Below are 26702 nucleotides of genomic sequence, written 5' to 3' on the forward strand. Positions count from 1 at the left end.
GGCTGTGCCGTCGCCGGTCGCGGTCGCAACGGATTTCACGCCCAACTGCCATGTCAGAAGCATGCCGTTCATTCAGACCCGTCCGTGTGTCGGTGACGAACCCACCGCGGACAACCGCCTGTCCACGACGATCGACGACGGAGCGCTCGCTCGCGACGGTCCGCTCGGGGGTGACCCCCGATGACGGTCGTCCTCGACGGTGAAACGCTCTCCCCCGAAGACGTCGTCGCCGTCGCCCGGAACGACGCTCGCATCGAAATCGCCGACGCCGCTCGAGAGCGGGTCCGGGAGTCACGCCAGCGCGTCGAGGACGTCGTCGACAGCGGGGACCCGGTCTACGGGCTCAACACCGGCTTCGGCGAACTGGTCGACGAACGCATCCCGCCGTCGGAGCTCGAACGATTGCAGGTCAACCTGATCCGGAGCCACGCGGCCGGCGCGGGACGGGAACTCGACCGCGAGGAGGTCCGGGCCATGATGGTCGCCCGGATCAACGCCCTCGTGAAGGGGTACTCCGGAATCCGCGAGACCGTCGTCGACGCCCTCGTCCGACTGTGCAACGAGGGCGTCCACCCGGTCGTCAAGTCCCGTGGGAGCCTCGGCGCGAGCGGCGATCTGGCCCCGCTTGCACACATGTCGCTCGTTCTCCTCGGCGAGGGCGAGGCGCTCGTCGACGGTGACGGCGAATCGTCCCCGCGGCGGCTATCGGGCGACAAAGCCCTCGCGGAAATCGGCCTCGAACCCCTCTCGCTTGCGCCGAAGGAAGGGCTCGCGCTCATCAACGGGACGCAGTTGACGGTCGGACTGGCCGCGCTCGCCGTCGTCGACGGCGAGCGACTCGTCCGTGCGGCCGACGCGGCGGGAGCGTTGACGACCGAAACGACGCTCGCGACGACGGCGACGTCCGATCCCGCGCTCCACGAGGTACGCCCACACGATGGACAGCTAGCGAGTGCGCGGGCGATCCGCCGACTCACGGCGGACAGCGAGATCGTCGAGGCCCATCGGAACTGCGATCGCGTGCAGGACGCGTACTCGCTGCGGTGTCTCCCGCAGGTTCACGGTGCCGTTCGGGACGCGTTCGACCACCTCAGGGACGCCGTCGAGACCGAACTCAACAGCGCGACCGACAACCCCCTCGTCTTCGCCGCCGATCGCGTCGACGACCGGGCGTCCGGAACCGACCGCGCGGCGGTTCTCTCGGGCGGCAACTTCCACGGCGCACCGCTTGCGCTCCGACTCGAGTACGCCCGGCTCGCGCTGGTCGACCTCGCGGCGATCGCGGAGCGGCGGATGGATCGCCTGCTGAACCCGAACCTGCAGGAACCACATCTCCCGCCGTTTCTCGCGGCCGACAGCGGCGTCGAGTCGGGCTACATGATCGCCCAGTACACGGCGGCCTCGCTCGTCAACGAACTCCGGTCGCTCGGGGCCGCGTCGACGGATAATACGCCCGTCAGCGGCGGGCAGGAGGACCACGTCAGCATGAGTTCACAGGCCGCACTCAACACCCGCACCGCCATCGAGAACGCGACGTGGATCGTCGCCGCCGAACTCGTCTGTGGGGCTCAGGCGGCGGAGTACGTCCAAACGGCGTTCGAGACGGACGACACCCTCTCGCTCGGCGTCGGGACGACAGCGGTCTACGACCTGATCCGCGAGGTCGTCCCGCCGCTGTCCGGCGACCGGCCGGTCCACCGCGACGTCGAGGGCGTCGTGGAACTCCTCGAGGACGGTCTCCTCGACGACGCCGTTACGCGAGCGATCGAGGAGGAGACACAGTAACCCCCGCGGACAGGGGGCCGAAAAACCGGGTAACGTTATCAGTCTCGAGTCCGTAGCAACGGGTGCCTTCACTCGGGCGAAGGCCGGTCGGTGCGAGGAATCCGTTCGAAACCAAAACCACCACCTACCGTCCCCTCGCACCGGAACCGCCGTTTCTGGCTGTCCGGCATCGATGACTAGGGCCGGCCGGGCTACAAGGTTGTGGACTAAACCATTAGGCCGCCGTCCGTTCTCGTATCGTGACCCCCACGCGCGGGATAGCACGCTCCCGCCCTCGGCAGCTGGTCACTCGAGGGGACCACCGGTCCCGCTGGTTCCGCTGTCGCGTTCGAAGAATTCGGAGAGAACCGCCTTGAGACCCTTTCGGAGATGCTGGTGCATCGTGGGCGGCGAGACGTCCATCGCGTCGGCGATCTCCTCGCCGGTGCTTTCGCGGGGCCAGTCGAAGAACCCGCCGTAGTAGGCCAGCCGCAGCGTCGTGAGCTGCCGCTCGGTGAGTTCGTCGAGGATGCGGTTGCGTCGTTCGGCCGCGGTGTGGACCGGCCGGTCGACTTCGCGTCGGGCCGTCAGTTCCGTCCGTTCGTAGACGCTCGATAGCGCCTCCGCGATCTCCCTGATGTTGCTGTCCTGTGGGACCTCGACGAGACAGGTGCCGATGCCGCTTTCGACGGTCACGTCCCTGATCGTCGCACCGTGGTTCGCGAGGGTGCGGACCCCCGACTCGTGGAGTCGCATCTCGACCGTACAGCGATCCGTCCCGTCGTGGATGAGCCGACACTCCTCGATCGATTCGTGGTCCGTGGCCTTCGTGAGCACCGTTTCGCCGTCGACCCCTTCGATCGTCACGTACTGGAAGTGCCGCCCGTTGACGGTGGTGCCGGCCCACTCGAGCGAACAGGTGCAGTCGTACTCCTCGGAGAGATCGAACGAGAACGTCTCGCCGCCGTCGATCCGAAACTCGAGTTCGACGACGGTATCGGCAAACAGCAACTGCCGGTTTTTGACGGCCATAATCGAGAACCCCATCGTCTCGCCGAGGAGGTCGAACCCTTCCTGTTCGCTGTCGCTGAACGCGTCCTCGCGTCCGGCCAGAACCGTAAGTACGCCGTAGGTTGCGTCCTCGTAGGCGATCGGGACCGCCATCGCAGCCCTGACGTCGTCCTCGCGCGCGGCCTCCTGTAACGGCTCCGGGAGCGGTTCGGTCTCGAGGATCCGGTTTGCCGTCTGAATCGTCCCCGTCCGGGCGGCCCGCTGAATCGGGCGCTCGTGATCGACGTCGATTTCGTGGACGCGCTCGAGATACGTCTCGGCTTCGCCCGCGCCGGTTCGGTACGTCAGATCGCCGTCGCCGGTCTGTTCGGCGATCCAGGATCCACAGTACAGCTCCGAGTCGACCAGTTCCGCACAGACATCCCGTTCGATCGCGTCCCGGGTCGGTGCCTCGACGAGGGTTTCGATCACCTGCCGAACGACGGCGTTGATCCTGTTGAGCGTCTCGAGTTGCGCCTGACGAACCCGGAGTTCGCGTTCGCGTTTGGCCCGCTCGGTAATGTCCCGCGCCAGCCAGACGACGGCTCGTTGGCCGTCGATCCGTCGATCGACCGGAACGACCCGCGCCTCGTACCGTCGCTGTCCCTTGGTCGTCTGTGCCCCGTATTCGATAGTCTGGATCTCGCCCGTCCGTATCGCCCGATCGATACACTCCTGAAGCGTCGCCGCGACGTCGTCGGGAAACGCGTCATCGATCCGGTGGCCGGTCAGCTCGTCGGCCGACGTCGTATACAGGTCCGCGGAATCGTGGCGGACTTTCGCCTCCAGATAGGTTCCGTCTTCGCTGATGAGAAACGCCTCGTCCGGAAGCTCGTTTGCGAGAATCCGGTGGTACTCGCGGTACGGCCGTCCGTTTCGGTCTACCGAACGGATCGTCGACGCGATCCGGTCGACGGCCCCGTCGCTTTCCGACGGGACGTACTCGGTCGCGTCGCCGCGAACCGCAGCCGCCGCGAGGGACTCGCTTCCGTCCGGCGGCGTCACGACGGTTGGAAGCTCCGGCGACACCTCGTGGACACACTCGAGGAGATCGCGGAGGACGGCCGGCTGCTCGAGTTCGAAGACGACGCCGTTCGGCCGCCGAACTCGTGGCGTCGACTCGCCGTCATCCGGCGGTTCGGAACCGGACCGATCCGTAGCACGCTCGCGAGTGAGCGCTGTCAGTTCCGCCTCGAGCCTCGTCGGCCGTACCGGACGGACCTCGAAGCCGGTGTTCGACCGAAGCCGCTCGGCGAGCCGTCTCTCACGCGCTTGTACCGCTGTAACGAGGACCAGCAGCCCATTGCCGTCTTCTCCCTCCATAGGAACTTAGTGAATCGGAAACCGCTGTCGATCAAACGTCTCGCCCTTTCTGCCTAAAAACAGATTACGGAATAAAAACCTAGTGGTCAAAAAGGATCATCGACGGGAATAGTGACGCCTCATTCGGGCATCGGTGTCAACGACTGTCGCTCAACTACGGATTCTGTCCGTCGAGGGAACGGATGGTCCGGACGCGGGACGATACGACCACGAGACCGGAGGGAATCGACGACCGGGGCGGTCCCGGTTTCCCACGCTGGTCCCCGATATCGTCGCTGGCACGTGGAAGAATACCGTTGTTCGATGGCTCCGTGCGGGAACCGGCCGGTTCGGCTCGTCGGCGTCGACCTACAGTTCGCCTTCCTCTTTCAGTTCCTCGATGATGTCGTCGACGAACGCTTCGACGTCGTCGTAGGGGAAGTCGCCGCCGGACGTTTTCGTGTTCAGTTCCATCGCGGTCATCGAGAAGTCGCCGGATTCGAACGTCGTCCCGGGTCCGTTCGGGAGCGCCGGAACGAGATCCATCGGGCTCGAGACCGGGTAGTCGGCGTCTTCGAACGCGTCGATCATCTGCTCGCGGAGCTCGGCTTCGTCTGCCATTGCACGCCTCACTTGCAGGCGATAAATAATAAATTTGCAGGTAGTTGGGACACAGGCTGGACGGAGACAGTCTCCCCGATTGTCCGTCGTCACGAGCCGCCTCGGTCGACAAACGACGTCACGTAGTCGGACCACGCGGACGTCCTGTTCCCGTCTCGAGCGGAGACAACGGGTCGGTTTGCGATGCGATATGCGGGTTCATCGCCCGGATCCATAAGCCCCTGAACACATCTCCGAAACAGTAATTAATGACGAGTGTGGAGTTGTAGCACATGGCTAAAGATACCGTCAGGTACCCCGACGAAGTCGTCGAGGAGATCGACGCGCTCGTCGAAGACGGTATGTTCGAGAGCAAATCCGAATTTTACCGGTTCTCCGCGGAGTACGTGCTCACGCTCATCAACCCCGAACACGACGTGAAGACGTTCAACTTCGACGAGATCAAAACGGAACTCGACATCAGCGAGGAGGACCACGCGAAGGCGCTGGGTACCGACGGTGGCACCTTCTTCCTCGATGCCGTCATTACGGTTCGGAAACACGGCCTCCGGGGCGATTACGAGGCCGCAGAACGGTTCATCGATACCCACTACGACCCGACCGATCAGGAGTGTATCATTCTGGAGGAACTGCTCGGAACCTATCGGGCTGATCCGGGGTAACGATCGGCTTCGTCGCTCGGTTTCTCGAACCTCTTCCCGGAGATGACGGACGATCACGTCGGGTTGTACGCAGCGGCGTTCGAGGCGGCCGTCCGGTTCTGGGACTGGTTGCTCACCGCACTCGGTTCCGACCGAAAGAACGACTGGGACGAGGGCCGCTCGTGAGTTAACGGGCCGACCGACGTCGTGCTCGCGCGAGCCGAAGCCGCCGATCGAACGGCGATCGGCGCGAAAGGCTTGAACTACCTCGCGTTCCACGCCCCTTCCCGTGAGCGGATCGACGAACTCGCGGCGGAGATCCGCGACCGCAACGACACGACCCTGCGTTACGAGGATCGCCACCCGTTCGCCGGCGGCTACCAGGCGCTGTACTGCGAGGATCCCGAGGGCTAACGGTCGAAATCGCCGGTCCCGAACAGCTGACGCCCCGACGATTTCCGGACCCGCTCACACGAAGGGATCGCCGAGTTCCTCGAGGGCAACATGATCACGAACGAGCGACGCCGCCCGATCGTACGGGGAATCACCGGATCGGGGTTCGCCGTCCGGAGTTTCCACGGACCCGGTGTCCGGGCGCGTCTTCCGTTCAGGGCGGTCGACGCCCGCGGACGCTGCGACGCGGTCGAGAAACGCCTCGCGAACGTTCTCGTTGTCGAAAAGGCCATGCAGATAGGTTCCGAGCACCGGTCCACGAGCGGCGCTTGTCTCGTCCAGCGGGCGGCTCACGTCCGCGTCCGACACCGGCCGCGTTCGGCCGGCGTGGATCTCGTACCCCGACGCGGTGCCAGCCACACCCTCGAGCAGCGGGCTTGCGGCGTCGTCGACCGGAACGGACGTCCGCTCGAGCCGTTTGTCGCCCTCGAACTCGGTTTCGACCGGAAGCAAGCCCAGCCCCTCGATCACGTCGTCGTCGCCGGTCCCCTCGAGCGACGCGTTGGTGATCCGTTCGCCGAGCATCTGGTAGCCGCCACAGAGACCGACGATCGGGCCGTCGAACGCCGACAGCGCTTCCCGGTAGCCCGCCTCGCGGAGCGCGAGCAGGTCGTCGACCGTGTTCTTCGTCCCCGGGAGGACGACCGCGTCGGCGTCGGCGAGCAACTCGGCGGCCGCCGTTTCCGCGGCCTCGTCGACCGGGACGTACACCACCGAAACGCCGGGCTGGGCCGCCAGCGCCTCGAGATCGGTTGCGTTCGAGATCCGCTGGAGTCGGGGCACGGCGATTCGAACGCGTCGTTCGTCCGGTACGCCGTCGTCGTCGCCCCGAACGCCGCGCTCATCGGGACCGGGAAGCCCGACGCTGTCCTCCTCCGGGAGTCCGGGGTCGTCGTAGGGGAGCACGCCCAGTATCGGCACGCCGGTCCGGGACTCGAGTTCCTCGATTCCCGGCTCGAGCAGCGAACGGTCCCCGCGGAACTTGGTGATGACCGCCCCGACGACCCGCTCGCGAACGGACTCGGGCATGAGTTCGATCGTGCCATAGAGGCTGGCGAACGCGCCGCCGCGTTCGATATCGACCAGCAACAGCACGTCGGCGTCGGCGAACCGCGCCGTCTCGACGTTCGCCAGATCCCGGTCGTGGAGGTTGATCTCGCCGATGCTGCCCGCCCCTTCGGCGACGATCACGTCGTGCTCGCTCGCGAGCCGTCGATAGGACTCCTCGGCGGCGGCCCGCGCCCGGTCCCAGTACTCCTCGTAGTAGGTCCCCGCGGGAACGTGCTCGCGCGCCCGTCCCTGCACGACCAGTTGGCTCTCGCCGTCGCCGCGGGGTTTGAGCAACACCGGGTTGCAGTCGGTCGTCGGCGTCGCCCGGGCCGCTCGAGCCTGCACGAACTGGGAGACGCCGATCTCGCCCCAGTAGCTGTCGTCAGGTCCCTGATCGTCGACGCGATCCTCGCCGGTGTCGCCTGCCGCGCCGGGGCGGACGACGACGCGGGCGTTGTTACTCATGTTCTGTGCCTTGAACGGGGCGACGGAGACGCCCCGATCGGCCAGCAGCCGACAGAGGCCGGCCGCGACGGTCGACTTGCCGACGTGGCTCGCGGTTCCGGCGACGAGGAGCGTCCGGGTCATTCGTGCGTGGTGGGACTTCTGAGGCCTGTGCCATCGTCCTGTCGGTTCGACGCTCGAGACCGTGTGCTGATTCGGCGAGAGCGGGCGCGTTACCGATAGTGGGCGATTCGTCGTTTCGGGGAGAAACCCCCCTGACGGAGAGAGAACCATCCCGTGACGACTACGTACCCGAAAAGGAACACCGGAACGATAACGGCGGGATCGATCGACTGAAACTGTACGTGTGACCCGATACCGACCTGCTCTACGCGCAAGACGGCGGGGATATCCGCTTCGGGCCGTCCGAAAAAGAGGTTCCGTTCGGCGAAGTTGATACCGGCGTGGAGGCCGATCGGGAACGCTAACTCGCCCGAAAGGAGGTAGGCGATACCGAACAATCCTCCCATGACCGTCGTCATGACGAGTGCATATCCGAGCGCATCCCCGTCGGGATTCGTCCCGAAGGGTCCGTGAAGAACTCCGTATACGAGCGAACTACTCAGCCACGCGCCGAACAACGCGGTCGTCGCCGACAGCTTTCGGGACGCCAATCCCTCGGCAGCGTTCCTGAGAAAGAGCCCCCGGAACAACGTCTCTTCCCAAAACCCGACGAAGAGCCAGCCAACGATGCTGACCCCGATGCCGAAAGCGAACGAGCGAGCGGTTCCTGCGGACATGGTGTCCAGAACGTCCACCGCGCCTTGCCGGTACGTCAGTCCGAACGCGACCCCGACGAGGACGACTCCGAGCACGGCACCGGCGATCGCATCGACCACCCACTCGAGGGAGACGTGGAACCCATACTCCGACACGTGACGACGGTCGATGGATCGAGCCAGAACGATGAGCGCGACCACCGTTGCGACGACGGCGAAGAAATGTCCGAGCAGTGGCTCGAACAGGTCGGGAACCGACAGTCGTTGCACGATTACCGACCCCACGAGAGCACCGCCGAACGTGAGCAGGAGTGCGATCAGAATACGCCAAGCGGCCCGCAATCGGTCGTCGACAGTACCACGCAGTATCCGGTCAGCGGGACCTCGAATCATCGGGACCACAACTGGAGATGAGTGCAGATCCGTATAGATGCCGCTCCACGGATTCACAGCGCGAAATCGTGGTCCATGGCGTTTCGCTCCGTTCGTCGCGGAGAACGACTCCGTGTTCGGACCGGCAAACGCCGAAATAGCCGCTCATACATAGTTGGGAATACGATTTCGATATTCAGAACCGGCGCGAAACTGAAATGCCCGAATCGGCAACCGGAGCTGCGAATTGCACGTTTTGTCGGAAGAAGCTCACCGGTCAGAAAGGAAGAAAAACGGTTATCATCACTGGGCGTGTGTTATTCCCTGCCATGCCACTATACATGGACGTACACAAGGACGTTGATGCGAGCGTCGAAGACGTGGTCGAGGCACACGAAAAAGACGTTGCAATCCAGGACAAACACGACGTTGAATACAAGCGGTATTGGGTAGACGAAGACGAGGGGACCGTCTTCTGTCTCTTCGAAGGACCGAGCAAAGAAGCGGGCGAAAACGTCCACGAAGAAGCCCACGGACTCACTGCGGACGAAATCCACGAAGTACGAGAAGGCGAGTGATCGTCACTACGCATTTCGCTCCCCCAACTGGACTGCACGAGCCGTCATCGAAATATAGGGCAGTTCAAGCGGGCTGAGTACGGAACTATGCTCCCGCGAGAGACGCGCCGACCCCGAAAACGAACCGTGCTACTGATGACAACAGGGTTTCACAGCATAGACTGAGGGGGTTTGCTCGAGTCGTCCGGACCTCGGCGCGTTTCACCCTGCTCGGTACCGGTCGGCCCATCGCGGTCCCGCCCGACCCGAGAGGACGAGACCGACGACACCGAACCCGGCTCCTGCGAGCGCGAGTGCGACAGCGACCGTCGCCGTCGGCGGGACGACGACGAAGCCGGCGACCAGCGCGGGGACGAGCGCGACCGCGACGCCGACGGTAAAGGTCGTAAAGCGGACGGCGTCGAAGAGGAACTCGTTCGGATCGAAGCCGGCGATGTAGACCGTGAGCCCGTAGTAGTACAGTCCGTACCCCGCGAGGAGTACCGCGCCGACGGCGGCGTCGACGAGCGACGCCTCGAACCGGACGACGGCCGCGAGATACGGGACGGCGACGGTCGGCGCGCCGACGAGGACGAACGCCGTCCGCTTCGCCCGGAAGACGTCCTCGATCGAGACCGGGTAGACGAGGTAGGACTCGAGGGAGTCGAACTGGGTCAGCCAGTTGTACGTCGTAAACGCCGAGAGGCCAAGGACGCCGCCGAAGAAGATCCCCGGCGCGGGTTCGATCCCGGTGATCTCGCGGACGATGCCGACGAGCGCGGCCACGAGCGCCAGCAGGATCCCCGCCGAGACGAACGGTTTCAAGACGCCGCCGGACGACCGCCCCAGTTCGAGCAGCGACTTGGCCACGAGCGCCCCGTCGTCGATCGGAAGGGCCGTACTGAGCCGGGCGAACCGATCGCTCGCCGTTCGGGAGGGACGCCCGTACGTCGGATCGTACACCGCGAGCGAGACCGCGGCGACGACGACCGTTCCGAGTCCGACCCCGACTCCCACGGACGGCGGAGCGTGCATCGGAACGAGCGGCTCCCGCATCGGTCCGTGCCGACCCGTCGTCCACGTGCCGGCGGCGACGAGGACGGCCGCGATCGAGATCGCCCACGTCGGCACGCCTCGCGTCCGAACGGCGATCAGCGCGACCGTCACCGCCATTCCGGCGGCGAAGACGAGACACAGCGAGAGCCAGAGCACTCCGATCGCAAGCGGCCGCGTCGCGGCCGGTCCGGGCAACGAGGCGGCGGCGACCGCCATCGGCAACACGAACGCGATCCCGTAAAACAGCGCGTCCTTCAGCAGAAACACGCCGAGCAGTCGCCGACGCGACAGCGGCAGCGTCGCCGTCGTCGAAAGGACCATCGAAAGCTGCCCGAACACGTTCTCGAGCATATCGGAGCCCGCGAAGCCGGCCGTCCCGCTGTAGAGTCCGAACCCGAGCGCGAGGGCGTGCAGGCCGAGTACGATCGTTCCCGGCGTCGTTCCGGTCTCGAGGAGCGCGACCGCCGCGCTCGCGGCGAGCCCGGCGATCACGAGCGGGAAACACGCGAACCGCCAGCCGCCGAACAGTTGGGTGTGGAGTCGCCACTCCTCGCGAAGCAACGTGCGGAAGACGAGCCACGTCGTCCGTCCCCGGCTCCGGGAGTCGGTCGTCCGAGTCATGCGTCGGGCCGGTTCCGCGTTCGCTCCCCGCGGTCCGACGACGGCAGGTCCCGGGCGTCGGCCGCTTCGACGTGCTCGAGGAACACCTCGAGCAACGGTTCGTCGGTCCCGTCCGCGAGCGACCGCTCGGCGACGAGGCGGCCGTCGGCGACGATCCCGACCCGGGTGCAGATCTCCTCGGCGACGTCGATGTTGTGCGTGGAGACGAAGACGGCGTTGTCATCGGCCGCGTACTCGCGGAGGAACCGCTTGACTTGCTCTTGGACGAGCGGGTCGAGGTTCGCCAGCGGCTCGTCGATCAACACCACGTCGGGTTCGTGGACGAACGCCTGCGCGATCATCACCTTCTGTTGCTGGCCACGCGAGAGGTCCGTATGCAGCGTCTCGAGCTTGCTCGTAAAGCCGAGCCGATCCGCCCAGCGGTCGATCCGTTCGTCGACCGACGCGGGATCGAGATCACGCACGCGACCGACGAACTCGAGGTACTCCCGCGGTGTGAGGAAACTCGGCGGCGAGGCTTGCTCGGGCAGGATGCCGACCTGCCGGCGCGTCTCGAGCGGGTCGGTCGTCGGATCGCTCCCGAGGACGCGGATTTCGCCCTCGTCCGGCAGCACCTGTCCCGTAAGCGCCCGGATCGTAGTCGTTTTCCCGGCACCGTTCGGGCCGAGAAAACCGAACAGTTCCCCTCGATCGACGACAAAGCGCATGCCGTCGACCGCGCAAACGGCTCCGTACGACTTTCGCAGTCCGTCGACGTGAATCGCACCCATCCAACGCCCGGCGGTTCTCAGGGCGTGGACATAACTGTGCCGGGAGGATCGACCGGACACGCTCGAGACGCGCCGGCAACGGGCGCAGAGGCCGTCAGAACTCCGTTCCGCGACGCGCCCGCTGGCCGTCGTCGATCGGGTGTTTCTCCTTGCGAACGTTCGTGATCAGGTCCGCTCGATCCTCGAGATACGTCGGCTCGGCGTGGCTGCCCGACAATACGAGTTCGAGGGCGGCCGGCTTCGAATCGAGCAGCGCGAGGATATCCTCCTCGTCGATCAGCCCCCGATCCGCCGCGTAAAGCACCTCGTCGAGGACGAGCATGTGCATTCCGTCTTCGGGCGGGGCGTCGAGGTCGATCGGCTCCTCGAGATCGGCCTCGTCGGCCGCCGCGAGCAACTCGCGGGCCCGCTCGAGGCCGGCTTGGGCCTCGGCTTCGTGCTGTGTCTCGTCGCTGCCGTCTGCCATGCCGTGCCAGCCGTAGTGGCCGACGTTCTCGTAGCTGATCCCCGGCAGCGCCGCCATCGCGTTGTACTCGCCGCGGACCGCCTCGACGCTCGAGGCCCCGCCCTTCATGAACTGGAGGACGTGAACCCGGTAGCCGTGACCCGCCGCACGCATTCCCATCCCGAGCGTCGCCGTCGTCTTCCCCTTGCCGTCGCCCCACCAGACCTGCACGAGGCCGAACTCCTCGGGCGCGGACGGCTCGATCCGCTCCGGCTCGGGGGTCCGTCCCTGCCCGGGCGTGTTCTCGAGCGTCGACTCGGGCGTGTGATCGTCGCTCATAGACGAGCCCTCGTCCCGGGTGCACATGTAGTTGGTGAACACGACGGCCTCAGTCGTCGCAGTCGTCGCGGTCCTCGCGGGGAACGTGCTGTTCGAGCACCCGAACGACGTCACGGATCCGTCGGGCGTTGTACTCGATCGCCGGGATATCGTTCGCTTCGCCGCGGTCGATCAGGGCCGTCGACGCCGCCTCGAGATCGGCAACGAGGTCGGCGAGCCGTGCTGGGTCGTGGTCGGAGTCGGTTTCGGACATCGGCGGTTCGTGGTCGTACTGGGTGTCGGTCATCGCTGGCTCGGGATCGTTCTTAGCCATCGGTCGACCTCCGGTCGTGGACTCGGTTCGCCTTGCGTTCGGGACGCTCGAGGACGCCGGCGTCCCGCAGCCGGATCCGGAACGTGAGGCCACAGGCCCGTTTGAGCCGGCGTCGAAGGGTCCGTTCGATCGATTCGGGATCGGTCGGATTTTGCGGGGCCGCCTCGGCGAGCAGCGTCACGGCGTCCAGTTCCTTCTCGTCGTGGTCGTCGATGACGACCCGATACTCGTCGGTGACGGCATCGGTTCGGCGGACGACGTCTTCGACGGCGGTCGGCGAGAGCAACACGCCGTTGACCGTGATGAACTCGTCATCACGGCCGAGGATCCCGCCGTCGGCGATTCGAAAGGTCCGGCCACAATCGCACACGTCCGGGGCCTCGAGTGTGACTCGATCCCGCTGTTCGAACCGGAGGTACGGCTGGGCGTGCCGGTCGAGCGGCGTCACGACCAGCGTCCCCTCCTCCCCCGGTTCGACCGGCGATCCGTCGTCGTCGACCACTTCGACGAGAAAGCGGGCTTCGTTGAAGTGGAGTCCGAGGGAGTCGCCGTCGCAGCTGTATCCCCACGCGCCGGTTTCGGTCGCGCCGGCGTGGTCGTACACCGACGCACCCCACCGCGTTTCGAGTGCGGCTTTCGTCCCCGGAACGCTCGCGCCGGGTTCGCCGGCACAGACGATCCGTTCGACGCTGGTCGCCGCGGGATCGATCCCCTCACGTTCGGCGGCCTCGGCGAGTCGCAGGGCGTACGTCGGCGTGGTCACGATCACGGTCGCTTCGAGATCGGCGATGCGTTCGACCCGCTCGGCCGAGGAGAGGTTTCCGCCCGGAACGACCTCGGCACCGATGCGCTCGCAGGCGTAGTGTGCGGCCCAGAATGCGACGTACGCGCCGTAGGAAAACGGAACGAAAACCCGGTCGTCCGGCCGAACGCCCTGCGCCCAGAGAACCGTCGCCCAGCAGTCGCTCCACCACTCCCAGTCCCGTCCCGACTCCGCCTGTCGCAGCGGGGTGCCGGTGGTGCCGGAGGTCCGGTGATACTCCCGGACCTCTGCAGGGTCCACGGCGAGGAGGTCCCCGTACGGCGTGTCCCCGTCTTCCGTCGCCTGTGCCCGTCTGAGTTCGCCTTTCGTCGTCGTCGGAACCGCACGGATGTCGTCGAACGTCTCGATGCCTTCGGGATCGATTCCGGCACGGTCGAGTTTGTCCCTGAATAGGGGAACGTTTTCGTAGACGTACTGTGCCTGTTCTCGGAACTTGCGTCGCTGCCGTCGCTCGAGGCGCTCGCGTGGCATCGTCTCGAGCGACGGGTTCCACATCCCGGCCATCGACTCGGCCGACGTACTGCGAGGGTTTTGTTATGGTCGAAGGGTTGCGGATCGTATCGACCTCGTAGGGGACTCAGCGACGCCGTACCGCGGGGTATCGACCCTATTACTATTGCCGCCCGATCGCAGGACTCGATATGTTCGAACGGCTTCGCCGCCATCGCGGTTCGTCCCGTCGAACGGTCGACAGGGACGGCCGCGAGTATACGATCCGGCAGTATCGCGACCGGGATCGAAACGAGGTGCTCGCGCTGTATCGGGCGGTGCTCGAGTCGGGGCTGTCCGAAGCGTGGTTCGAGTGGAAGTACGAGTCGAACCCGTACGTCGAGGACGTCCCCGTCTACGTCGCCGAACACGACGGGACCGTCGTCGGCGCGGGCGGCTTCTGGGTCCTCGAGTTACACACCGGCTCGCGGTCGACCCGCGTCGTCCAGCCCTGTGACGCCGCGGTTCGGCCGGCACACCGGCGGCGGGGCCTGTATACCGAAATCCTCGGCAGGGGCCTCGAACGGTTCGACGACGACGGCCTCGATATCGCCTTCGACTTCCCGAACGAGCTGAGCAAAGCGACGTTCGAGAAGTACGGCTGGCGGCCGGTCGAACGCCGGGAAACGTTCTTTCGGCTCCAGCGGCCGGGGGCGTTGCTCGGCGATCGGTTCGACGGCCCCGCCGCGTCGCTGGCGGCCGACGGCGCACGGCTGCTCGCCCGGGGGTATCTCGCCGCCGCGTCACGTCGGCGATCGGCCGCCAGCGACCGGCTCGCCATCGACGTCGAGCGGACCGCGGGGATCCCGGCCGAAACGCTCGCGGCGCTCTATCGCCGGGCCGTTCCCGACGCGTTCCACGTCGTCCGTGACGAGACGTTCTACGAGTGGCGATTCGAGAACCCGCAGTGGACGTACACGACCTACGTCGGGCGCTACGAGGGAACCCCGATCGCTGCGATCGTGACGGGAACGACGGTCGAAAACGGCGCGGTCGTGACGCATCTCACCGACATCGTCCCCCTCGTGGCCGACCGGTCCCGAACCGCGGCGTTTGGCCCCCTTCTCGAGGCGGTGCTCGAGGCGAGCGACGACGCGGCGCTCGTCGTCGCGCCGTCGACCCCGATTCCGAGGGCGATCCTCTCGGCGTACGGGTTTCGGAGCGATCACTCCCTCCCGCTTTCGCTGGCCGCAACGCCGACCGTCCACGGCGTCTGTACGCTCTCGGACGGGGACGACCGCGATCGGTGGCTCGTCGACGGGAAACGGCTGCCGGATCCCGACGCCTGGCGGATCACGTTCAGCGAATACGATACGGGCTGAGCCGTCCTCGCGGGAAGTATTCCGTGATCGTCATGACGTGTGTCCCCGCCGCGTGGATGCGGTAGGTCCGCTCTAAGAGACTCTTCGCGTCGCTTTCGACGAACGACGGAAACTCGTCGCCCTCGGACCGCGCGGTTAGCTCGACGAGTTCCCGCCTCGTCTCCGCACACTCGTTGCGGAGCACGTCCCCGATCCCGACGTCGCCCGCGACGAGCGCCTCGGCGATGGAGTCCTCGAGCGGCGGCAGCTGGACCGTCGAGCGCGCCCAGACGAGCGGGGTTCGTTCGGGTTCACATTCGAGGGCGACCGTCCGGTACAGTCGATCCTCGGACACCTCTCGGTCGAGGATCGCGATCGAAACCTCGCGTCTCGTCAGCGACTCGAGCATGTCGGTGACGGTGCCGTCGGTCGCGAGAAACAGCCGTTCGATCGGCGACAGCGCGAGCCCGGACTCCCGCTCGAGCGCGATCACCCTCGAGCGGACCGAGTCGACAGCGGTCGTCGTGTGTCCGTCGTTGCTCATTTGACGATCGGCCTGATCGAGGGGACGACCGGCGTCCGCTTTGTAATGTCCCGGCTTCACTGGCCCGTGTCCGCCGTCTGAATCCCGGCACCACCGCGAGTTAGCGGTCCGTCCGGCGGCGATACGCGGACCGAAATGACGGCGTACGAGAACGTTTCCGCCCGATCGGAAGCCGGCGGGGCGAATCGCCTGCAGGAGCCAATCCGCACTCGATACACCGGGGGTCGGCCAACCAAACGTGTCTTTAGGCCCCGTCCCTAATGTGTTCGCATCCATATGTCACTCGAGTGCTCGTCGTCCGGTGAGCCCCCTGCGCCCGATCTCGCGAAGATCGTCGGCGTCCTGGACGACACCGGCTGTCGGGAGATCGTCTCGATACTCGAGGAGCCGATGACCGTCGACGAGATCGCCGACGAAGCCGACCTCCCGCTCTCCACCACGTACCGCAAACTGGACTGTCTCACCGACGCGTCGCTGGTCACCGAAACCAGCGGGGTCCGACGGGGTAGCCATCGAAAATCCCGATATATCGCCGATTTCGACCGGATCGCGATCAGTCTCGACGAGACACAGGAGTTTCGCGTCGACGTCGATCGTGCGGCGAACCGATCACTTGACCTCTGGGCGGCCATCGAGCGGGAGTGCTGACCGGATCGCGGGCACGCTCGACTACCGGTTCCGTTTCGAGACCGCTCAGTTCCCTATGATGTCCGCGTCCGCCGGCCCCGTGCCGTCGAACTCGCGGACCAACGCGTCGAGTGCTGCCGGGTCCGAAGCGTTCGGCAACCGCTCGTCCGCCGTAGAACAGGTCGCGTCGACGCCGAGTCGATCACAGACGAGATCCGCCGTTGCTTCGGCCATTCGCCGGTAGGTCGTCAGTTTCCCGCCGACGATGCTCGCGAGGTTCTCGACGGCGGGAGCGTGATCGAGCAGAACGAACCCGCGGGAGATCCCCCGCCCGCCGCGGGCGGCCTCGTCGGGTTCGTACAGCGGTCTGACACCCCACCACGTACGGATGGGATCGGCGTCGGCGACCGCCGGGAGCATCGTCGCACACTCCGCGATCGTCCGCTCGATTTCCCAGTCAGCCGTCCGATAGTCCTCGGGATCGTCGACCGGAACGCTCGTCGTCCCGAGGACCACCTCGTCGTCGTGCGGGACGACGATGTCGCCGTCGGCCGGCTCGCGACACCGGTTGAGCACCGGATCGAGAGCGTCGTACGCCACCGAAACCATTACGCCGCGAGTCGGGCGCATCTCGAGCGAAACGCCAGCGAGCGCGGCAACCCGTCCGGCGTACGGGCCCGTCGCGTTCACGACGTACGTCGGCGCGATCGTCTCGGCGGCGTCGCCGCCGAGTTCGACGGCTTCGATCCGTCCGTCCGCGACTGTCATCGACTCGACCGGGGCGTGCGGGCGGACTCGCGCGCCGTTCGCTCGGGCGTCCGCGGCGGTGGCCGCCACCAGTCTGGAGGGGGAAACGACCGCGTCGGGTACCCACATCGCACGCTCGACGGCCTCGCTGAGGCCGGGGACCGCGGCTTCGGCGGCGTCGCCGTCGACGACCTCGACCGGGATGCCGATCGATTCGCAGGCCACGCATTTCTCGTCGAAGTAGGCCGGGTCGTCGCCGGACAGTTGCACGAAGAGCCCGCGCGTCTCCCGGACGCACTCGCCGGCGATCGCTCGGAGGGTGCGGTTTTCCTCGAGACACTCGCGTGCGCCGTCCGCGTCCGATTCGGCGTACCGGGCACCGCTGTGTAACAGGCCGTGGGAGCGCCCCGACGTCCCCGCCGAGAGCCCGTCGCGGTCGACGAGCGTCGCGTCGACGCCCCGCAACGCGAGGTCCCGCGCGACCCCCGCACCGGTCGCGCCGCCGCCGATCACGAGGGCATCCGGTTGGCTGCTCATGGACCTCCACAGGCGATCGGCTGGGCACCGCCGACGGCTCGAGCGCCGGCTCCCGTCAGCGGCCGCTCGCGGTCGTCTCGAGAGGGACCGCTCGAGCCGCGGCTTTCGAACCGCAGCAGTCCGGTGACGTCCATCTCGGAGCGTGAGTGCCGTGGGACGATCAGGGGCTGTACTCCGGGGACTGGGTTTCGATCGTGTCGACGACGTTGTCGAGTTCCTCGCCGATCGTCGCGATCAGGTCGTCGAGCGTCGCGATTCCGGTGAGGGTCCCGTCGTCGTCGACGATCGGGAACCGGCGGACGTGGTGTTCGTTGATCGCCCGCGAGATGGCGATCGGATCCTCGTCCTCGTGGATCGTCGCCGGGTCCTCGGTCATGATTTCGTCGACGGAAACCGACGCCACGTCGTCGCGCTCGTGGATTACCAGCGCGGCGTCCCGGTCGGTGACGATGCCGACCGGTTCTTCGTCCTCGGTGACGACGAGCGCCCCGACGTTTTCGGACTCGAGTCGTTCCGTGATCGATTCCAGTTCGTCGTCCGGACTCGCCGTAACGACCTCCTTGGGACCGAGTTCGCCGACAGACATGATTCGAATCCAACGACGACAGGCCCGCTAATCAAGCTAGAGCTTTCAAGTGACTACCGGACGCCGAACTCGAGCGACGGCGGGGCGGCACGAAACTCAATCGTCGGCGCTTACCGCAGCGTTGTCCATGCTGTCGACGCTTACCGTCTCCCACTCGTTGTCGGTGTGTGCCCCTTCCCGCTCCTGTGCGCTGGGGGCGACGCGGATGAACTCCGCGCGCTCGCGAGCCGCGGGAATCGTGTGGCCGCCGCAGTACGAGAGCCCGGATTTGATGCCGGCACAGAACTCCGCGGCGACGTCGGCGACGGGACCCTTGTACGGCGTCAGCCCTTCGACGCCTTCGTCCGCGCGGACGTTTTCCTCCTTGTCCGAACGCTTTTCCGCGGCGGCGGTCGTCGCCATCCCGCGGGAGCGTTTGTAGCGAACGCCGTCGACCTCGACGATCTCGCCCGGCGCTTCTTCCGTGCCGGCGAAGAGACTCCCCATCATGACCGTATCCGCGCCGGCCATCAGCGCCTTTACCGCGTCCCCGGAGGTCCGGATGCCGCCGTCGGCGACGACGGTGACACCGAGTTCGCGAGCCACCTCGGCGCAGTCGTCGACGGCCGTCAACTGCGGGACGCCCGCGCCGGCGACCTTCCGTGTGGTACAGTGTGATCCCGGCCCGATCCCGACTTTCACGCAGTCAGCGCCGGCCTCGGAGAGGTCTTCGACGCCCTCGGGCGTGGCGACGTTGCCGACGACGAGATCGACGTCCGGGAACTCGGACCGAAGCGTCGCCGTGGCATCGAGCGTCCGCTCGAGGTGGCCGTGTGCGACGTCGACGACGATCGCAGTCGCTCCGGCCTCCAGCAGCGCGGCCGTCCGCTCGACGTAGTCTTCGTTGATGCCGACGGCCGCGGTGACCTGAACCCCCGCGTCGGCGGCGGTCGCGACTTCCGCGGCCTGCTCGTCGACCGTGAGAAACCGATGGATCGTCCCGATGCCACCGGCCTCCGCGAGCGCGATGGCCAGTTCCGCCTCCGTGACCGTATCCATCGCCGCGGAGACAAGCGGCGTCTCGAGTTCGATCGTCGGTGTGAGGTTCGTCGTGAGATCCACGTCGCTTCGACTGTCGACGGGCGATCGCTGGGGGACGAGCAGTACGTCACCGTAGCTCAATCCCGTCCTGATATCGTTCATTGACCCGTCAGTAAGACGGCTCCGACGAAAATAAACGCACCGACTCCCCGCGGGACGGGGCGACGACCGCTGAATCGAACGCCAGACTCGGTTTGCCAAGCGTAATTTCACGACGTATTCGTTAGTTATAAGACAACTACCGTCGTCGGTCGGAACGAACGGCCCGTCTCCACGGGGGTACGAAACGACCCCGGGTGGTGGTGCACCCGAGACGTGGCTTCCACATCCCCGCCGAGGGATCTGCAAGCATAATTACGTCCCACTCCCGCGGGATAAAACCACGCCCGACCGCCCCACCATCCCCGTCGACCAGTACCGAGTATGATCACGACGCGAGCACGCCGGAGTCGAGCACTCCTGTGATTCACGGACCGGCCGAGAACGTCGCCAGCCTGCCGGCTGTGCTGCGCCGACGAGAGTGACGGACGCGGCTGCACTCCGTCCGCTCGAACCCCGGCGGCACGCCGGGCACGGAGGACGATCGCGGGTGAGTCGTCAGAACTCATCGCATCCCACTCCCAACCACTCCCAACCGATCGACCGCGATCGACTCCGTGTCCGGCCCGTAAACGGGACTCGAGCGACGCCGCGTCACATACATACGACTCGGCGACCAACCGGCGGGTGATGACCGACGCAGTACAGCATGCGACGTTCGGTGGCGGCTGCTTCTGGTGTACCGAAGCCGCGATGAAGGAACTCGAGGGCGTCGAATCGGTCACGTCCGGGTACGCCGGCGGCCACGTCGAGAACCCGACCTACGAGGAGGTCTGTTCCGGCTCCACCGGCCACGCCGAAGTCGTACAGGTCGCGTACGATCCCGACAGCATCGCGTACGACGAGTTGCTCGAGGTGTTCTTCGCGACCCACGATCCAACCCAGCTCAACCGACAGGGGCCGGACGTGGGGACCCAGTACCGATCGATCGTCCTCTACCACGACGATGACCAGCGACGGCAGGCCGCGGCCTACATCGACGCCCTCGACGAGGAGTACGACGACGACGTAGTGACCGAACTCGAGCCGCTGGAGACGTTCTACGCGGCCGAGGACCACCATCAGGATTACTTCGAGAAAAACCCCAACGACGCCTACTGCCGGATGCACGCCCAGCCCAAGATCGAGAAAGTACGCGAGAAGTTCCAGCAGAAGCTCAACGAAGCGTGACTCGAGGACGGAGTGTCACCCCGCCCGCGGGCGAGGCGCACCGTTCGGTGAGAGCCCGCTCGATCGCTATCCGTCGGTGACCGACCAGCACAACAGGACGCCGTCATCGAGCCGTTCGACATCGTCGAGCGAAAGCGCCGGGAACCCCTCGACGAACCCCTCGCCGTCGGCGAGCGTCGGCGCGTCGCGACCGCCGATCACGGTCGGGCCGACGAAGGCCCGGAGTTCGTCGACCAGTCCGGCCTCGAACAGCGAGAAGATGAGTTCGCCGCCGCCCTCGACCATGACCCGCTCGAGGCCCTGCTCTTGTAACGCCGCGAACGCGTGCAGGAGATCCACGCGGTCGGCCCCGGCCGTGACGAGTTCGGCACGGTCTGCGAGGGGCATCCGTTGGTCGACGGGGGCACTCTCGCTCAGACAGAGGTACGTCGTCGCCGCGTCGTCGAGAACGGCGGCGTCGGTCGGCGTCCGGGCGTTCGAATCGACGACGACGCGGGCGGGCTGTTCGGACCGTCCGTCCTCGAGCCGTCGGTCGCGTAACGTCTCGTCTTTGACGGTGAGATGGGGGTCGTCCGCAAGGACGGTCCCAACGCCGACGACGACGGCGTCGCTGTCGGCCCGCAGTCGGTCGACGCGCTCGAAGTCCGCCTCGCCGCTGATGGCGATCTGTTCGCGACGCCGCGAGGAGAGTTTCCCGTCCGCACTCATGGCGGCGTTGACGACGACGTGCATACGGGTGCTGTGGGACCGACCCTAAAGAAATCCCCGTGCTCCGGGCCGCGTTCGTCCGCAGTCTCCCGCTACGTCACCCTATATAGTGTTCCGTACTGAACATATAAACGCCTTATCCGTACTCGCCGGATTGTCGGTGCGTATAACACGTGACGACCGGGAACCCCACGTCCGGCGGCGCGGTATCGTTCGATCACCTGACGCTCGACATCGGGAGTCTGGACGACGTCTACGTAGTCGGCGACGTTCACGGCTGTCTCGAGGCGCTCGAGGCGTTGCTCGAGGCGCTCGATCTCGGGGCGAACGATCTCGCCGTGTTCGTCGGCGATCTGGTGCGTAAGGGACCGGAGAGCAAGGCCGTCCTCGACCGCGTGAGGCGCTCGTCGCGGCTCGTGTCGGTCCGCGGGAACAACGAGCGAAAGCTGCTCGACGGCGAGGCGTCGCTGTCGTCGCTTGGACTGGTCGATCACCGGTATCTCGAGTCGCTTCCGACGGCGATTTCGTGGGACGGCGGGCTCGTCGTCCACGGCGGCGTCGATCCGAGCCGGCCGCTGTCGGCCCACTCCCGCGAGGACGTACTGACGATGCGGTCACCGGACGGGGACGGTTACGACGGCCCGTTCTGGTTCGAAACCTACGAGGGACCGCCGCGGGTCTTTTTCGGCCATACCGTTCTCGCGGAACCGATCGAACGGGAGTGGGCGGTCGGGCTCGATACGGGGTGTGTCTACGGCGGCGACCTCACGGCCTACGACGTCCGCCGTAAGGAGTTCGTCCGCGTTTCCGGCCCCGATCACGTCGACCGAGCGTCCGAGAAGATCGTCACGCTGGACGGCTGACCGCGGAGGAGATCCGGATGACCGAGCGAGACGCGAGCGAGACCGACGACAGCGGTACGGACACGGAAGCACGGACACGGGAACCGACAACGGACGACGGCGTGACGGTCACGTTCCGGTCGATGCTCGATGAAACGTCGGCCGTCGACGCGGCAACCGATCCGTCGCGCGTCGATCTCACGGCTCCCGCATACTACCTGAACCGCGAACGCAGCGAACTCGCCTTCCAGCGTCGCGTCCTCGACGAGGCGTTGAACGAGGAGAACCCGCTGCTCGAGCGCGTGAAGTTCCTCGCGATCGTTACGACGAACCTCGACGAGTTCTTCCGCAAGCGCGTCGGCGGCCTGAAACGGCAGCTGACGGCCGGCGTCACCGACGAGACGCCGGACGGCCACACGCCACGCGAGCAGTGGACGGCCGTGCTCGAAGAGGCCCGCCGACTGCTCGAGCGCCAGGCCGAGTGTTTCCACGAGGAGCTTCGTCCGGCACTGGCCGACGACGGGATTCGGATCGTCGACTACGAGGATCTCTCGACCGACGAGCGCCGGACGGTTCGCGAGTTCTTCGAACGGTCGGTACTGCCGACGCTGACCCCGCTGACGTTCGATCCGGCACATCCGTTTCCGTTCATCTCGAACCAGAGCCTCTCGCTTGCGGTGCTGACCCGTGAACGACCCGGCGACGACCGGACGTTCTCGCGGGTGAAGATCCCCCGAAACCAGCTTCGGTTCGTTCCGCTGGGCGACGAGACGCGGTACGTTCTCCTCGAAGACGTCGTCAGGGCGAACCTCGATTTGCTGTTTCCGGACGTCGACGTGGTCGATACCGCCCTCTTCCGAGTGACGCGAAACGCCGAAGTACGACACGACGAGGCCGTCGCCGAAGACCTGGTCGAGATGACCGAGGAGGTCATCGAGGAACGGCGGTTCGCGACCGCCGTCCGACTCGAGATAGAACGGGATGCGCCCGAGACGGTCCGCGAGATCCTCGTCCGGGAACTCGATCTCGACGCCCGCGAGGTTTTTCACCTCGACGGACCGCTCGAGTACCGCGATTTCGCCGAGCTGACCGATCTCGACCGCCCGGACCTGAAACTCCCCGACTGGACGCCACAGCCCCATCCGCGCCTCGCCGACCTCGAGGCCGGCCGGACGATGTTCGACGTGATCCGCGACCGGGACGTGCTCGTCCACCATCCCTACCACTCCTTCGAGGGGACCGTCCAGCGGTTCCTCGAAGCGGCGGCGACCGATCCGGACGTGCTCGCGATCAAAGCGGCGATCTATCGGACGGCGAGCGACTCGAAGGTCATCGAGAGTCTCCTCGAGGCCGCCCGTAACGGCAAGCAGGTCGCCGTCATGGTCGAACTCAAGGCTCGCTTCGACGAGCGGAACAACCTCGAGTGGGTAAAGAAACTCGAGGAGGAAGGGATCCACGTCGCCTACGGAACGCTCGGCTACAAGGCCCACACCAAGACGTCGCTGGTCGTCCGGGAGGAGGACGACGGGGTCCGGCTCTACTCGCACGTCGGCACCGGAAACTACCACTCCGGGACGGCGAAACGATACGAGGATTTGAGCCTGCTGACGGCCGATCGAGACGTCGGGCAGGATCTCGTGAAGCTGTTCAACTACTTCACGGGCCACTCGAGACACCGGAAGTACCGGCGGCTACTTATCGCCCCGGGGAACATGCGCGACCGGTTCGTCGAGCTCGTCCGGGCCGAAGCCGAGCGGGCGCGCGACGGCGAGAAAGCCCGCATCGTCGCCAAGATGAACCGGCTCGAGGACCCGGCACTCATCCGGGAACTCTACGAGGCGTCGATGGCCGGCGTCGACATCGATCTCGTCGTCCGCGACATCTGTCGGCTCCGGCCCGGACTCGAGGGGATCAGCGAGACGATCGACGTCTACAGCGTCGTCGGTCGCTTCCTCGAGCACTCGCGGATCTTTTACTTCCGTGCCGGGGGCGAGAACCGGTACTACATCGGCTCGGCCGACTGGATGACCCGCAACCTCGACAGCCGGGTCGAGGCGGTGGTGCCGATCGAGGATCCGCGATTACGCCGGCGGCTCGAGTGGATCCTCGAGACACTGCTCGCCGACGACCGGAACAGGTGGGTGATGCGCTCGGACGGAGCCTACGAACGCTGTCGGCCCGCGGGGGACGGGTCGGCGACCGACGCCCACGAGGAGTTCATGCGCTCCGCGCTGGCCGATGACCGACGGGACGCGTGGCAGTGACGACCGTCGGTTCCCGCGGTCCTGTCATCCCGTCGTTTCCGCTTCGACCGCCGTACTCCGCTCCGTTCCGGAGCGGTACGGACCGTTCACTATCGAAACTGGGGGTGTCACAGAACCCTTCATAGTGGTCAAACCCGACGCATCGAAACACCCGTTTCCTCAACGTCGCTACCACTACCCGAGTGGGATCACCGGTTTTTCGACAGGGGATATAAACTGCCGAACGAATGAGAGACAGGCTTAGTCGATCAACTCGCCTCTGTTTGCTATACCTCTATGGACTCACAAGGGATCCGATCACAGGCCGATAGCTCATGCCAGCCAAACGAAGAGCAACCCGCGGTCACTGCAACCGATATACACGTTACCTACGAAGACGGTACAGAAGCCGTTCGTGGTGTCAGCCTTACTGTTGGGAACGGCGAATTTTTCGGCTTTCTGGGGCCGAACGGTGCTGGAAAGACGACTACTATCAAGACCCTCGTAACGCTGCTCCATCCGAATCAGGGCACAGTGACAATCAACGGACATTCCGTTGAAACGAAGCCACAGGCTGTGGCTGAATCCCTCGGATACATGGCTCAAGAGACCAGCATCGATGAGGAACTCACCGCCCGTGAGAACATTCGATTTGCCTGTAACGTGTACGGCGTCCCGGCATCCGAACGAGACGAACGGATAGAGACGCTGCTCGATCTGGTCGGCCTCACGGACGTTGCCGACAAGCGGGCCGAGAACTACTCCGGTGGAATGAAAAAACGACTAGATGCTGCTACTGCCCTCGTACACCGACCACCGCTGGTGTTCCTCGATGAGCCGACGACCGGTCTCGACCCCGAAGCCAGAATGCGCCTCTGGAACTACTTCGAGCGGCTCAACGAATACGGGACGACCGTGTTTCTCACAACCCAGTATCTCGAAGAAGCGGACCGGCTCTGCGACCGCGTGGCCCTCATTCAGGACGGCACGATCATCGCGACTGACACCCCGGAGGCCCTCAAATCGGCTGTCGGCGGCGACATTCTCGATCTGACGCTGGAAGACGCGTCCGAACAGGAGACGGAACGCGCAATAGAAGTCGTCCGAAAATCGGACGTTCTCGAGACTGCGACGTTTGAAACGACGGACGATGGGTTCACCATCACGGCCGAAGACGCTCGGGAGGCTGTCAGTGAACTCTTCGTCTCACTGTATGAGGCTGACGTCACCGTCACCGGACTGGACGTTCGGTCGCCCACGCTTGACGACGTGTTCCTCACGCTCACTGGAGAGCACCCGGAGGCCGCTCACGAAAACGGAGCGACCGAACAGGGAGCTCTTGACTCGGGTCGGGGGGTGGTCGAATGAGCAACATCACCGATGGGGACGACGTCTCAGGGATCGGGACTGCGCAGAACGCTTCGGGAAACGGTTTCGTGACGGATGCGCGGATTAGTGCCAAGCGGTGGTTCGTCAAGACGTCCCGGAATCCCTTCGTGACGTTCTCGTCGCTGATTCAGCCGGTCATCTTCTTCGTGTTGATGGCCGAAGTCCTCGGTGCGATCGTCGGTGGCGCACTCGCTCAGACCGTTGGGAGCGACATCGACTACGTCACCTACCTTACCCCTGCCATCGTGATTCAGTCCGCGCTCGCTGCGGCCGCGGTTTCCGGCATTGGATTGGTCGACGACATGGACTCCGGGATGTTCGGGAAACTCCTCGTCTCTCCGATGAACCGGGGCGCGATGTTCCTCGGAAAAATCCTGTCGGAAGTGTTCCGAATTGCCGTCCAGACCACGATTATCCTCGTGCTTGGCTACGTGATGCTGTACCTCCAGTCGGGCGCGCCGGTCGGAAGCTATCTCCGGACGGGACCGCTGGGATTCGTTGGCATCATCGCGGTCGCAGTGATATTCGGTGGCGTGTTCATGGCGTTTTCGAATATCGTCGCGCTCGTCACGCACGATCAGGAGGCGACGACCATGATCGCCACCCTTCTGACGTTCCCGCTGTTGTTCATCTCTAGCGCGTTCGTCCCGCTTGAGGTCCTTCCGGGATGGATTCAGTCGGTCGCGGTTATCAATCCGATCACATACGGCGTTGACGGTATCCGCGCGTTCATGCTCGGGCAAGATGTGCTGACGGTGGCCGACGTCACAACCTTCTCGAGTCTCTGGAATACGGTAATTCCTGCTGTTACCGTTCTAATCGGTTTCAACGTCGTTCTCGGTGGGATCGCCGTCCGCTTGCTCAACCGCGCTTCCAAAGCCGAAGTTCAGTAGCTCGTCTTACTCGTTTTCACTTCCACCGCCCTCCGGGAACGCTTTTC

General features: G+C 65.5%; 28 protein-coding genes. 13 read left to right on the forward strand and 15 right to left on the reverse strand.

What is annotated here, in order from left to right:
- Positions 1 to 61 precede the first annotated feature (61 nt).
- Both TX80_RS20015 and hutH read left to right on the forward strand, forming a co-directional pair.
- On the forward strand, positions 62 to 184 hold the full coding sequence (locus TX80_RS20015) for a hypothetical protein (RefSeq protein WP_268258147.1): 123 nt from the start codon (positions 62 to 64) through the stop codon (positions 182 to 184).
- On the forward strand, positions 181 to 1785 hold the full coding sequence (gene hutH / locus TX80_RS13605) for a histidine ammonia-lyase (protein WP_049923667.1): 1605 nt from the start codon (positions 181 to 183) through the stop codon (positions 1783 to 1785). The genes TX80_RS20015 and hutH overlap by 4 nt, the downstream gene beginning before the upstream one ends.
- A gap of 285 nt (positions 1786 to 2070) precedes the next feature.
- On the opposite strand, the gene TX80_RS13610 is transcribed toward hutH, so the two are convergent.
- The gene (locus TX80_RS13610; protein ID WP_049923668.1) at positions 2071 to 4137 is read right to left on the reverse strand and encodes a bacterio-opsin activator domain-containing protein; all 2067 of its coding nucleotides are present in this window, start codon (positions 4135 to 4137) and stop codon (positions 2071 to 2073) included.
- 348 nt (positions 4138 to 4485) lie between these two features.
- On the reverse strand, positions 4486 to 4737 hold the full coding sequence (locus tag TX80_RS13615; RefSeq protein ID WP_049923669.1) for an MTH865 family protein: 252 nt from the start codon (positions 4735 to 4737) through the stop codon (positions 4486 to 4488).
- A gap of 272 nt (positions 4738 to 5009) precedes the next feature.
- Between TX80_RS13615 and TX80_RS13620 the strand changes: the two genes are divergently transcribed.
- From TX80_RS13620 to TX80_RS19815, 3 genes are read left to right on the forward strand one after another with little or no spacing between them, the layout of a single operon-like run.
- Positions 5010 to 5399, forward strand: coding sequence for a ribbon-helix-helix domain-containing protein (locus TX80_RS13620; RefSeq protein ID WP_049923670.1), 390 nt, complete (start codon positions 5010 to 5012; stop codon positions 5397 to 5399).
- Positions 5400 to 5441: 42 nt separating this feature from the next.
- Positions 5442 to 5564, forward strand: a complete 123-nt coding sequence (locus TX80_RS20020) for a hypothetical protein (protein WP_268258148.1) — start codon at positions 5442 to 5444, stop codon at positions 5562 to 5564.
- A 21-nt stretch (positions 5565 to 5585) separates the two neighbouring features.
- Positions 5586 to 5792, forward strand: coding sequence for a hypothetical protein (locus tag TX80_RS19815; RefSeq protein ID WP_230198734.1), 207 nt, complete (start codon positions 5586 to 5588; stop codon positions 5790 to 5792).
- 54 nt (positions 5793 to 5846) lie between these two features.
- Here TX80_RS19815 and TX80_RS13630 read toward each other — a convergent pair whose 3' ends face one another.
- Together TX80_RS13630 and TX80_RS13635 are read right to left on the reverse strand one after the other, a co-directional pair.
- Positions 5847 to 7469 carry a cobyric acid synthase gene (locus TX80_RS13630; RefSeq protein WP_049923672.1) on the reverse strand — a complete coding sequence of 541 codons (1623 nt, stop codon included), beginning with the start codon at positions 7467 to 7469 and terminating at the stop codon, positions 5847 to 5849.
- A gap of 89 nt (positions 7470 to 7558) precedes the next feature.
- Positions 7559 to 8374, reverse strand: coding sequence for a CPBP family intramembrane glutamic endopeptidase (locus TX80_RS13635; RefSeq protein ID WP_195893083.1), 816 nt, complete (start codon positions 8372 to 8374; stop codon positions 7559 to 7561).
- A gap of 431 nt (positions 8375 to 8805) precedes the next feature.
- Here TX80_RS13635 and TX80_RS13645 point away from each other — a divergent pair, with 431 nt between their 5' ends.
- Complete coding sequence (locus TX80_RS13645; RefSeq protein WP_154658652.1) at positions 8806 to 9054, forward strand: DUF4242 domain-containing protein; 249 nt, start codon at positions 8806 to 8808, stop codon at positions 9052 to 9054.
- Positions 9055 to 9255: 201 nt separating this feature from the next.
- Here TX80_RS13645 and TX80_RS13650 read toward each other — a convergent pair whose 3' ends face one another.
- From TX80_RS13650 to TX80_RS13670, 5 genes are all read right to left on the reverse strand, one after another.
- Positions 9256 to 10710 carry a hypothetical protein gene (locus TX80_RS13650; RefSeq protein WP_049923675.1) on the reverse strand — a complete coding sequence of 485 codons (1455 nt, stop codon included), beginning with the start codon at positions 10708 to 10710 and terminating at the stop codon, positions 9256 to 9258.
- A complete protein-coding gene (locus TX80_RS13655; protein WP_049923676.1) occupies positions 10707 to 11480 on the reverse strand; it encodes an ABC transporter ATP-binding protein in 774 nt (257 codons plus the stop codon). Before TX80_RS13655 ends, TX80_RS13650 begins: the two co-directional genes overlap by 4 nt.
- Positions 11481 to 11574: 94 nt before the next feature.
- Positions 11575 to 12264, reverse strand: coding sequence for a cob(I)yrinic acid a,c-diamide adenosyltransferase (locus TX80_RS13660; protein ID WP_049923677.1), 690 nt, complete (start codon positions 12262 to 12264; stop codon positions 11575 to 11577).
- A gap of 49 nt (positions 12265 to 12313) precedes the next feature.
- Positions 12314 to 12577 (reverse strand): hypothetical protein, encoded by a 264-nt coding sequence (locus TX80_RS13665; protein ID WP_154658653.1) that lies wholly within the window; start codon positions 12575 to 12577, stop codon positions 12314 to 12316.
- Positions 12570 to 13904, reverse strand: coding sequence for a phenylacetate--CoA ligase family protein (locus TX80_RS13670; RefSeq protein WP_049923679.1), 1335 nt, complete (start codon positions 13902 to 13904; stop codon positions 12570 to 12572). The genes TX80_RS13665 and TX80_RS13670 overlap by 8 nt, the downstream gene beginning before the upstream one ends.
- Before the next feature lie 137 nt (positions 13905 to 14041).
- On the opposite strand from TX80_RS13670, the gene TX80_RS13675 reads away from it, so the two are divergent.
- Positions 14042 to 15211 (forward strand): GNAT family N-acetyltransferase, encoded by a 1170-nt coding sequence (locus TX80_RS13675; protein ID WP_049923680.1) that lies wholly within the window; start codon positions 14042 to 14044, stop codon positions 15209 to 15211.
- Here the strand turns inward: TX80_RS13675 and TX80_RS13680 are convergent.
- The gene (locus tag TX80_RS13680; protein ID WP_049923681.1) at positions 15189 to 15734 is read right to left on the reverse strand and encodes a chorismate--pyruvate lyase family protein; all 546 of its coding nucleotides are present in this window, start codon (positions 15732 to 15734) and stop codon (positions 15189 to 15191) included. The genes TX80_RS13675 and TX80_RS13680 overlap by 23 nt on opposite strands.
- Before the next feature lie 276 nt (positions 15735 to 16010).
- On the opposite strand from TX80_RS13680, the gene TX80_RS13685 reads away from it, so the two are divergent.
- Positions 16011 to 16382, forward strand: coding sequence for a winged helix-turn-helix domain-containing protein (locus tag TX80_RS13685; RefSeq protein ID WP_049923682.1), 372 nt, complete (start codon positions 16011 to 16013; stop codon positions 16380 to 16382).
- A 45-nt stretch (positions 16383 to 16427) separates the two neighbouring features.
- On the opposite strand, the gene TX80_RS13690 is transcribed toward TX80_RS13685, so the two are convergent.
- The 4 genes from TX80_RS13690 to TX80_RS13700 all read right to left on the reverse strand — a co-directional run bounded on the left by TX80_RS13690 (position 16428) and on the right by TX80_RS13700 (position 19413).
- The gene (locus TX80_RS13690; protein WP_049923683.1) at positions 16428 to 17645 is read right to left on the reverse strand and encodes an FAD-dependent oxidoreductase; all 1218 of its coding nucleotides are present in this window, start codon (positions 17643 to 17645) and stop codon (positions 16428 to 16430) included.
- On the reverse strand, positions 17642 to 17779 hold the full coding sequence (locus TX80_RS19060; protein ID WP_154658654.1) for a hypothetical protein: 138 nt from the start codon (positions 17777 to 17779) through the stop codon (positions 17642 to 17644). Before TX80_RS19060 ends, TX80_RS13690 begins: the two co-directional genes overlap by 4 nt.
- Before the next feature lie 26 nt (positions 17780 to 17805).
- Positions 17806 to 18231 (reverse strand): CBS domain-containing protein, encoded by a 426-nt coding sequence (locus tag TX80_RS13695; protein ID WP_049923684.1) that lies wholly within the window; start codon positions 18229 to 18231, stop codon positions 17806 to 17808.
- Between the two features lie 96 nt (positions 18232 to 18327).
- A complete protein-coding gene (locus TX80_RS13700) occupies positions 18328 to 19413 on the reverse strand; it encodes a guanosine monophosphate reductase (RefSeq protein WP_049923686.1) in 1086 nt (361 codons plus the stop codon).
- A gap of 627 nt (positions 19414 to 20040) precedes the next feature.
- Between TX80_RS13700 and msrA the strand changes: the two genes are divergently transcribed.
- Positions 20041 to 20580: a peptide-methionine (S)-S-oxide reductase MsrA gene (msrA, locus tag TX80_RS13705; RefSeq protein ID WP_049923687.1), complete on the forward strand. Its 540-nt coding sequence runs from the start codon at positions 20041 to 20043 to the stop codon at positions 20578 to 20580.
- A 66-nt stretch (positions 20581 to 20646) separates the two neighbouring features.
- Here the strand turns inward: msrA and TX80_RS13710 are convergent, their stop codons facing one another.
- The gene (locus TX80_RS13710) at positions 20647 to 21312 is read right to left on the reverse strand and encodes a 2,5-diamino-6-(ribosylamino)-4(3H)-pyrimidinone 5'-phosphate reductase (RefSeq protein WP_049923688.1); all 666 of its coding nucleotides are present in this window, start codon (positions 21310 to 21312) and stop codon (positions 20647 to 20649) included.
- A gap of 149 nt (positions 21313 to 21461) precedes the next feature.
- Between TX80_RS13710 and TX80_RS13715 the strand changes: the two genes are divergently transcribed.
- From TX80_RS13715 to TX80_RS13730, 4 genes are all read left to right on the forward strand, one after another.
- A complete protein-coding gene (locus tag TX80_RS13715) occupies positions 21462 to 22151 on the forward strand; it encodes a metallophosphoesterase (RefSeq protein ID WP_049923689.1) in 690 nt (229 codons plus the stop codon).
- Between the two features lie 17 nt (positions 22152 to 22168).
- Positions 22169 to 24394, forward strand: coding sequence for a polyphosphate kinase 1 (gene ppk1 / locus TX80_RS13720; protein WP_049923690.1), 2226 nt, complete (start codon positions 22169 to 22171; stop codon positions 24392 to 24394).
- A 276-nt stretch (positions 24395 to 24670) separates the two neighbouring features.
- Entirely contained in the window at positions 24671 to 25741 is a 1071-nt protein-coding gene (locus TX80_RS13725) for an ABC transporter ATP-binding protein (RefSeq protein ID WP_081661606.1), read from the forward strand.
- Complete coding sequence (locus tag TX80_RS13730) at positions 25738 to 26655, forward strand: ABC transporter permease (protein ID WP_049923691.1); 918 nt, start codon at positions 25738 to 25740, stop codon at positions 26653 to 26655. Before TX80_RS13725 ends, TX80_RS13730 begins: the two co-directional genes overlap by 4 nt.
- The last annotated feature ends 47 nt before the right edge of the window (positions 26656 to 26702 follow it).

Source organism: Halopiger djelfimassiliensis (assembly GCF_000455365.1).
Lineage (GTDB): Archaea > Halobacteriota > Halobacteria > Halobacteriales > Natrialbaceae > Halopiger_B > Halopiger_B djelfimassiliensis.